Annotated in this window: 9 protein-coding genes and 2 tRNA genes; 1 reads left to right on the top strand and 10 read right to left on the bottom strand. The window is 38.8% G+C overall.

Going from position 1 to position 7,966, the window contains the following annotated elements:
- From J4N25_RS10430 to J4N25_RS10400, 7 genes are all read right to left on the bottom strand, one after another.
- Positions 1-183 (bottom strand): GIY-YIG nuclease family protein (locus J4N25_RS10430; RefSeq protein WP_207422125.1); only part of this gene is annotated, 183 nt, incomplete at its 3' end.
- A gap of 47 nt (positions 184-230) precedes the next feature.
- Positions 231-305, bottom strand: a tRNA-Val gene (locus J4N25_RS10425).
- A 57-nt stretch (positions 306-362) separates the two neighbouring features.
- A tRNA-Val gene (locus tag J4N25_RS10420) sits at positions 363-437 on the bottom strand.
- A 264-nt stretch (positions 438-701) separates the two neighbouring features.
- Positions 702-1,214 carry a glutathione peroxidase gene (locus J4N25_RS10415; RefSeq protein ID WP_207422124.1) on the bottom strand — a complete coding sequence of 171 codons (513 nt, stop codon included), beginning with the start codon at positions 1,212-1,214 and terminating at the stop codon, positions 702-704.
- Positions 1,215-1,387: 173 nt separating this feature from the next.
- A complete protein-coding gene (locus J4N25_RS10410) occupies positions 1,388-1,981 on the bottom strand; it encodes a DUF4136 domain-containing protein (protein WP_207422123.1) in 594 nt (197 codons plus the stop codon).
- A gap of 149 nt (positions 1,982-2,130) precedes the next feature.
- Entirely contained in the window at positions 2,131-3,771 is a 1,641-nt protein-coding gene (locus J4N25_RS10405; protein ID WP_207422122.1) for an NAD+ synthase, read from the bottom strand.
- Positions 3,772-3,796: 25 nt separating this feature from the next.
- Positions 3,797-4,459 (bottom strand): porin family protein, encoded by a 663-nt coding sequence (locus J4N25_RS10400; protein WP_207422121.1) that lies wholly within the window; start codon positions 4,457-4,459, stop codon positions 3,797-3,799.
- A gap of 111 nt (positions 4,460-4,570) precedes the next feature.
- Here J4N25_RS10400 and gldB point away from each other — a divergent pair, with 111 nt between their 5' ends.
- Positions 4,571-5,599 carry a gliding motility lipoprotein GldB gene (gldB, locus tag J4N25_RS10395; RefSeq protein ID WP_207422120.1) on the top strand — a complete coding sequence of 343 codons (1,029 nt, stop codon included), beginning with the start codon at positions 4,571-4,573 and terminating at the stop codon, positions 5,597-5,599.
- Positions 5,600-5,631: 32 nt separating this feature from the next.
- Here the strand turns inward: gldB and J4N25_RS10390 are convergent, their stop codons facing one another.
- The 3 genes from J4N25_RS10390 to atpG all read right to left on the bottom strand — a co-directional run bounded on the left by J4N25_RS10390 (position 5,632) and on the right by atpG (position 7,947).
- Positions 5,632-5,829, bottom strand: coding sequence for a hypothetical protein (locus J4N25_RS10390; protein WP_207422119.1), 198 nt, complete (start codon positions 5,827-5,829; stop codon positions 5,632-5,634).
- 90 nt (positions 5,830-5,919) lie between these two features.
- Complete coding sequence (locus tag J4N25_RS10385; protein ID WP_207422118.1) at positions 5,920-6,915, bottom strand: aldo/keto reductase; 996 nt, start codon at positions 6,913-6,915, stop codon at positions 5,920-5,922.
- A 147-nt stretch (positions 6,916-7,062) separates the two neighbouring features.
- The gene (gene atpG / locus J4N25_RS10380; protein WP_207422117.1) at positions 7,063-7,947 is read right to left on the bottom strand and encodes an ATP synthase F1 subunit gamma; all 885 of its coding nucleotides are present in this window, start codon (positions 7,945-7,947) and stop codon (positions 7,063-7,065) included.
- Positions 7,948-7,966 lie beyond the last annotated feature (19 nt).

The following is a 7,966-nucleotide window of genomic DNA, read 5'->3' as shown; positions in this document are numbered from 1 at the left end:
TCGCTTTAGCGCATCTTCTTTCCTTTCATACTTCTCCATAAAAGCAACCTCCCAATCCGACGGACCGCCAGTAAAACCTTTATGCTTGGTATTGTGCTTCCTTAAACGCTCAGGCAAGTTAGAGGTACTACCGATATAATACTTGTTTAAGGAGGAGGAATAAAGAATGTATACGATATACATATCCGGATAAGGCTAAAATAAAAAAAGCCGCATTTCTGCAGCTCTTGTGGGAGATACTGGGTTCGAACCAGTGACCCCCTGCTTGTAAGGCAGGTGCTCTGAACCAGCTGAGCTAATCTCCCTTCGGGTATTATGTTTTAGAAAGAAAAACCCTTCAATCGCTGAAGGGCTACTTTTTGTGGGAGATACTGGGTTCGAACCAGTGACCCCCTGCTTGTAAGGCAGGTGCTCTGAACCAGCTGAGCTAATCTCCCTTTTTTTGAACTAGTCAACTGAACCAATGACCCTCCCGATGTTAATCGGGATGCTCTGAACCAGCTGAGCTAATCTCCCTTTTTTTGAACTAGTCAACTGAACCAATGACCCTCCCGATGTTAATCGGGATGCTCTGAACCAGCTGAGCTAATCTCCCTTATGATCTAGAATGGATAATCTACCACCCCGTTTTCATGCTGCAAATATAGAGTCATAAATTAGTTATCCAAAATTAATTTTAAAATAATCTACAACCGTCTTTTTTACAGATATTTAGTTAACTCAGGTGATGTTGGCTTAACATTAGAACGGAACCTATGAATCAATTTTCCGTTCTCGTCAATCAAAAACTTCTCAAAATTCCATTTAATATCACCTGTAAAATCAGGATTTTCAGCAGTGGTTAAATACTTGAATAACGCATCAATATCTTCACCTTTTACACTTACTTTTTCTGCTAAAGGAAAAGTAACACCGTAATTCTTCTGACAAAACTCTTTGATCATAGGATTTGCCCCAGGTTCCTGGCCACCAAAATTATTGGCGGGGAACCCGATTACCACTAACTTCCCCTTGTACTGTTGCGACAATTTCTCCAGATCTGCATACTGCGGCGTGTACCCACATTTAGAAGCAGTATTTACGATAAGTACCTTTTTACCCTTGAAACTTTTCAAGTTCAAATTCTTACCGTCAATGGTCTTGATTTTGAAGTCGTAAACTGACTTTAATGGCGCTGCAAATAAAGTCAGCATCAGTACTAAAATAAATTTCATAACCTTTTTCTATCTAAGTTTAATTTTTTGACAGCTGTAAAAATCTTCGAAATACTTCGATAGGAGTATGTAGATGAAGACCTTTCTTCCAAAGTTAATACAAAAAAGCCTGTACTCTTTACAAGTACAGGCTTAGCAAACAAAAATTTACAACATAAACAGAATTGAAACCTTTACGATTGCAAAGGAAGCTTATTAAAAATCTTCGAAACAACCTTCGGGATGTCGTTAACTGCCTTTTCTGGATTAGTTACCTCTCCCTTAGCCACTCCCCTCCAAACTACCTTAGAGGTAGAGCGGTCAATAAGATCGATAACGATATTACCTTCTTCAAATTCCTCCTTACGCATTTCAGATCCTACATAAACTGGAAACGGTGTCATATATTGATAATAATAATAAGCCCTCCCACGTGCATATGCCACTCTCGGCACTAGCCGGGATGGGTACTGATAGTACATAGGATCATTAACAGTGCGCGACTTATTATCCACTACTGCAGTGTAACGAATTAATAGATCAGGTTTTTTTGCATCGTATTTTAATCCCCTTGAATTTAGTGCAGTACTTGCAGCATCTATAATCTTATCTTCTGCGATATCATTCTTATAATAATCATCCAGTTTAGACTCGTTTCCGCGAACCCAGGCATAGGTTTGATATTTTTCAATATCAACTTTGTTACTGTTTAAGGAATAATAATTATAAGATGAGCAGGAAGACAAAATCAAGGCCGTCAGTACAACTAACAACATTGCTTTTTTCATCTTTTCTTCCCTTTCTAATGTGTTTATTAATTAACGCAGGGAAGCTCATGAAGATATTTAACTAAATGCTTGTTACAGTACAATTACGCATCCTTGACAATGTAACTAAAAGGAAAGCTTACTTACGCCTCCGTAAGTAAGCTTTAATATCAGGAGAGATACTTTCCAACAATAGGCATTCTTCTGCCCATTCCGAAAGCCTTTGGAGAAACTCTTAAGATTGGCGGTGTTTGATAGCGTTTAAACTCTGCCTTATTTACCATTTTTATCACACGCTTAACCAACTCTTCATCAAAACCTGCAGCAATAATATCTCTCGAGCTCTTCTTCAACTCAATATATTGATAAAGTAGCTTATCCAGCACGTCATAGTCTGGCAGTGAGTCACTATCTTTCTGATCAGGGCGGAGCTCCGCTGATGGAGGTTTTACAATACTATTTTCTGGAATGATCTCCCGCTCCCGATTTATGTATCTGGCAAGTTCGTATACCTGCGTTTTATAAACATCACCCAAAACAGAGATTGCTCCTGCCATGTCCCCGTACAACGTACCATATCCAACGGCCGACTCACTTTTGTTTGAAGTATTTAATAGCACATTTCCGAACTTATTCGAAAAAGCCATTACAATTACCGCGCGGCTTCGAGCTTGTATGTTCTCCTCTGCAACGTTAAAAGGAAGTCCTCGGAACGCAGGCTCAAGTACATGATCAAAAGCATCGGTGATCTCCTTAATCGCAACAACCTCATGTTTACAACCCAGGGCCGCCACCAAGTCTAAGGCGTCTTTTATAGAGTGATCTGTTGAGTATTTTGAAGGCATTAACACAGCTAAAACATTTTCTGCCCCGAGTGCTTCGGCAGCTAAAGCACAGACTACGGCAGAGTCTATACCACCCGAAAGACCTAAAACTGCTTTAGTAAAACCCGACTTATAGAAATAGTCTCTTATACCAAGAATCAGAGCATCATAGATCTGTTTTACGTCTGGCCAAGGCTTATATTCAATCGGAGTATATCCTTTTATCTCCTGATCGGCAAATTCGTATATCTTAAGGTCTTCCTTGAAATATGCTAATTGGTCAAGAAGTTCACCTTTTTCATTGAATACAAAAGATCCGCCGTCAAACACAATTTCTGTCTGTGCTCCCACCTGATTAACATACAAAAGCGGAAGCTGATATTTCTTTGAATTATCGCTTAATACCTTATATCGGTTATCATCGTGATTATAAGAAAATGGGGAAGCTGCTATATTGATCATGAGATCCGGCTCCTCCTTTATCAACTCATCCATAGGCGATGAGATATAGAGTGGATTATCATTAATATTCCACAAATCCTCACAAATAGTAAGGGCGATCTTTACACCCTGGTATTCAATACAACTAAAATCCTGGTTGGGTTCAAAATAACGATATTCGTCAAAAACATCATAGGTAGGAAGAAGTGCCTTATTTACCACCTTCTTAACCTCTCCGTCTTCTATAAAATATGCTGAATTAAAGAGATCCTTTCCCTGAATTCTTGGATTTTTTGTGGGAGAACCTATAATACACGCTATGCCTTTTGTGGCAGCTGCAATTTCTGTTATACTATTTTCACAAAGCTCAATGAATTCTGTAAATTCAAGGAAGTCACGGGGAGGATATCCACAGATAGCGAGTTCAGCAAAAACGACGAGATCTGCGCCATTCGTCTTTGCTTGTTCAATTGCACCAATGATCTTGGCAGTATTTGATTCAAAATTTCCTATGTGATAATTCAGTTGAGCCAGAGCTATTTTCATAATTTTCCTAAGGTATTAAAATCAATTAAAACAGAACTCCAAGGGTTAAAGCCAGATAAGAGTTACGGATTGAAGGCCTCTTCGATAAAACATCAGTAAAGCCATTATTGAATGTAACACCAGTAATAAACTTTGAGTTTTCATTATAATCCCACTGCACCCCTGCACCCGCTACTAATCCTAACCGGACTTTGTTATCATTATCAAGACTTTGGTTCTTCAAGTCATCCGTGACAACAGTTGCTGTCCTTGTTTTCACATCGCTCTTGGCTCTGATATTAAAGGCTGTGCTTAAGCCGAACTGTCCGTAAAAGCTTTTTTCTGCAACGGTATTGGTCTTTAACTTTATTGTTAATGGAACCTCGATATACTGGATATCATAGGAGCGTGTAATGGATGTAGAGCCCTCTGTAAATGCACCATTTTCTTCAGTCTTTGCATTAATACTCGTTATGGCGAATCCTGTAGAAAAGAAATAGTTTCTGGCAAAGCCAAAGTCTCCAATAAGTCCATAAGAAAAACCAATCTTACTTGATTTTGATGCAAACGTGGAAGGAGCATCATTAAATCTTGCCCAACCAATATTCGGACTGGCTGTAAATCCCAGCTGAAAATTTTTCTCTGTTTCCTGAGCTTTAATTACAAAAGGTAACATTAGCACGAGGAGGTTAAACAGTTTCTTTTTCATTGTTTTTCGATATTCTTTTAACTGTAGTATTAGAACTTTCCCAGACAAATTAAATTATCTGATACAAACATAGCTTTTGTTATTTTCGTTCACTAAATTAAATTACACGAAATGGTAAGAGTGGTTCAAATCTACCTGTTTTTTTTAATTAGCTTATTTATGCTGGCTGGGTGTAAAAACAGAAAAGATGTAGATGTGTCAGATATAGAGCTGGATGTAAAGATCGAACGATTTGACAGGGAATTAGCTGCACTAACACCCAAAGAATTACCTGCAAAGATCCCTACCTTACAAAAGCGTTACGATCCTTTTTTCTCTGATTATATGCAGAGCATGTTGAGTGTTGGAAGCACAGCAGACACAACATATTATAATAACCTACGAACTGTTCTTAATAACAAGGACTATAACGCTTTAAAAACGGAAGTATTAAAAACGTTCCCTGATTTGAAGGAAACTGAAGAAAAACTTACAGATGCATTCAAGCACGTTAAATACTATTACCCTCAACAGAAAATACCCCGGTTTATTAGTTTCCTTTCTGGATTTGCTGTTCAGGTCCCTATCGGAAATAATTACGTTGGAATTGGTCTTGATATGTTTCTTGGCGGCGACTCTAAATTCTACCCTGCCTTAAGACAAAGTATCCCTCTATACATCTCCCGGAAGTTCAGTCCGGAAAATATCACCCCCCGTGTGATGGAAACTTACACCCGGGAAGAGCTCTTTCCTGAGCCCGACGACCTCAAAACTTTTCTGGATAGGATGATTTACAATGGCAAGGTTCTTTACTTTCTGGATGCCACGATGCCTGAACTTGCTGACTCTAGTAAAATTGGCTACACCACCGCGCAGATGGAATGGTGTAAGGGATATGAAGCAGGGATATGGGGGTATTTTTTGGAGAACAATCTCCTGTACGAAACAGACTATTTAAAAGTTCAAAAATACCTTACCGAGGCTCCTTTTACTCCAGGTATCGGAGAGAAGAACGACTCAGCTCCTAAACTTGGAATATTCTCGGGTTGGCAGATAGTGAGGAAATATATGGAAGAGAACGACGATGTTACGTTGCAAGAATTGATGGCAGATACCGACTATCAAAAAATCCTGACGAAATCGGGGTACAAACCAAAATAAGAAGGCCCAAATGATGGGCCTTCTTATTTGATTTATTTTAAGATTTTCTTTACTGCGCTAAGACAGATAACAACTCCGATAACTAATATGATATTCGAAATAATATCGATAAATCTGATCGTACCTATAAAGCGAATTAATACACCCGCCATCGTTACAATAATACCCAAAGCAAGAGTAGAGTAATAGCTTGGGTTATTTGCGTTATTTGTTTCTTTAATATCTGCCATTTTTATCTCTTAGTAGCCGCGAAATTACAAAACAGAATCTAATATGTGAAAAATAAAGCTGGCTTTCTGTTAACCAGTTGAAATCTCAAACTAAATAGCTAATTCTAGGTCAGACAGGCCATTAGTAATAAAACTGTACTCTTCATGGGTAAGTGAAAAACTCATTGCCTTAGCATTTTCTACTGCCTGAAACACGTTTCTTGCACCAACTAATGCTACCGTAATTCCAGGTCGTTCTAGGGTCCATCGCAACACCAATTGTCCAAGAGTTGCTCCCTTTTCATCTGCCAATGGTTTAATCTTGTCGAGGAAAACGTTTATTCTCTCAATATTCCCAGTGCTAAAAAATTTGTGATTCACACGATGATCACCTTCGGAGAATCGGTGTCCTGGCTTTATCTTACCAGTTAATAACCCTCTTTCTAAGGGGCTATAAGCCAAGATAGATTTATTGTTAGCCAAACAATAGGGCAACACCACCTCCTCTATTTTCCGATTAACCATACTGTAAGGAATTTGATTAGATATGATATTAACAACGCTATCTGCCAGCTTCAATTGCTCATCATTATAGTTGCAAACCCCTGCGTATCTTACCTTACCTTGTTGAATTAAAGCAGACACAGCTTCCATTGTCTCTTCAATAGGAGTTGTTGGATCAGGCCAATGGATTTGATAAAGATCTATGTAATTGGTACCCAAGAGCTTCAAGCTGGTTTCACATTCCTTAATGATGTTGTCCTTACCAGCGTACTTGTAAATATCAATATCTTGTCCCTGATTATTCTTGCTTTTGAAATAAAACTCACCCACCGGTGCATCCCATCTCAATCCATACTTGGTCAGGATTTGCACCCTATCCCTTGGAAGTTCTTTAATGGCCTCACCAACTATCTCTTCACTTAAGCCCTGCCCGTAAACAGGTGCAGTATCAATAGAGGTAACACCTTCAGCGTAAGCCGCACGAATTGCTTCGATGGCCTCCTTCCTTTCAGTTCCTCCCCACATCCATCCCCCTGCAGCCCATGAACCAAAAGTTATTGCAGAGAGCTCTAAATCAGAATTGCCTATTTTCCTATGTTCCATAATCATATTTTCTGCTTGAACATGAAGAACAATATTAAGTTTAAAAAATAAACTTCTTTAACGAGGATGGCTTTAATAAGAAATTATAATCCAACAAAAAAGCCCTAGCGTTCGCAAGGGCTTCATATTCAAAAAATATTGTTTTATCTATCCGTTTGATAATGCTGCTGCACCACTTACAATTTCGGTAAGCTCTGTAGTGATAGCGGCTTGACGGGCCTGGTTGTATGAAAGCTTTAAACTTCTTAACAATTCTCCGGCGTTATCTGTTGCTTTATCCATAGCTGTCATCCTTGCACCATGCTCTGAAGCATGAGAATCAAGGATTGCTTTATAAAGCTGGATCTTAATAGACTTGGGAATTAGCTGATTAACAATTTCTTCCTGTGAAGGTTCCAAAATGTAGTCCACATTATTGGAAGACTTCTTCACTTCCTGCTGTGCTCTCGGTATTGGAAGAAGCTGTTCAGTGATTAATTCCTGTACAGCAGCATTTCTGAAGTGATTATAGATCACCTCTACTCTGTCAAAATCTCCTTCTACGAACCCTTTCATAATAGCCTCAGTTATTTTAGAGGCATTTTCGAAAGTTAAAGCCGCATATAGCTCATTATTGTTACCAATAATATTGTACTTGCGTTTTTCGTAGAAATCCTGAACTTTTTTCCCAATAGCTATTATGCTCAAATTACCTTTCCTGTACTGTTCAGCGTATCTGGTCGAAATAAGCTGATTAGCAGTTTTGATAACATTGGCGTTAAATGCTCCCGCTAAACCCCGATTTGAAGAAACCACGACAATAAGAACTTTATTGGGCTCACGTTCCTGAATGTATGGAGAGGAAGCTGCTTCAAGATTTGCAGAAAGATTTGCCAGAATATCCTTTAACTTGTTAGCATAAGGACGTAACTGAACAATTGCATTAGTAGCTCTCTTCAACTTCGCCGCCGAAACCATTTTCATAGCTTTGGTGATCTGCTGGGTTGAACTTACCGATACAATCCTGTTTCTTACTTCTTTTAAATTAGCCATTGTTTTTTGAGATGTGAGA

Source organism: Desertivirga brevis (genome assembly GCF_017355835.1).
The sequence above is the reverse complement of the archived record's forward strand: the minus strand, read 5'-3'. Positions and strand labels throughout refer to the sequence as shown.

Coding starts and splice junctions, on each gene's coding strand:
- J4N25_RS10415 (WP_207422124.1), bottom strand. CDS start 1,214: ATGAAATTTATTTTAGTACTGATGCTGACTTTATTTGCAGCGCCATTA.
- J4N25_RS10385 (WP_207422118.1), bottom strand. CDS start 6,915: ATGGAACATAGGAAAATAGGCAATTCTGATTTAGAGCTCTCTGCAATA.
- J4N25_RS10410 (WP_207422123.1), bottom strand. CDS start 1,981: ATGAAAAAAGCAATGTTGTTAGTTGTACTGACGGCCTTGATTTTGTCT.
- gldB (WP_207422120.1), top strand. CDS start 4,571: ATGGTAAGAGTGGTTCAAATCTACCTGTTTTTTTTAATTAGCTTATTT.
- J4N25_RS10390 (WP_207422119.1), bottom strand. CDS start 5,829: ATGGCAGATATTAAAGAAACAAATAACGCAAATAACCCAAGCTATTAC.
- atpG (WP_207422117.1), bottom strand. CDS start 7,947: ATGGCTAATTTAAAAGAAGTAAGAAACAGGATTGTATCGGTAAGTTCA.
- J4N25_RS10400 (WP_207422121.1), bottom strand. CDS start 4,459: ATGAAAAAGAAACTGTTTAACCTCCTCGTGCTAATGTTACCTTTTGTA.
- J4N25_RS10405 (WP_207422122.1), bottom strand. CDS start 3,771: ATGAAAATAGCTCTGGCTCAACTGAATTATCACATAGGAAATTTTGAA.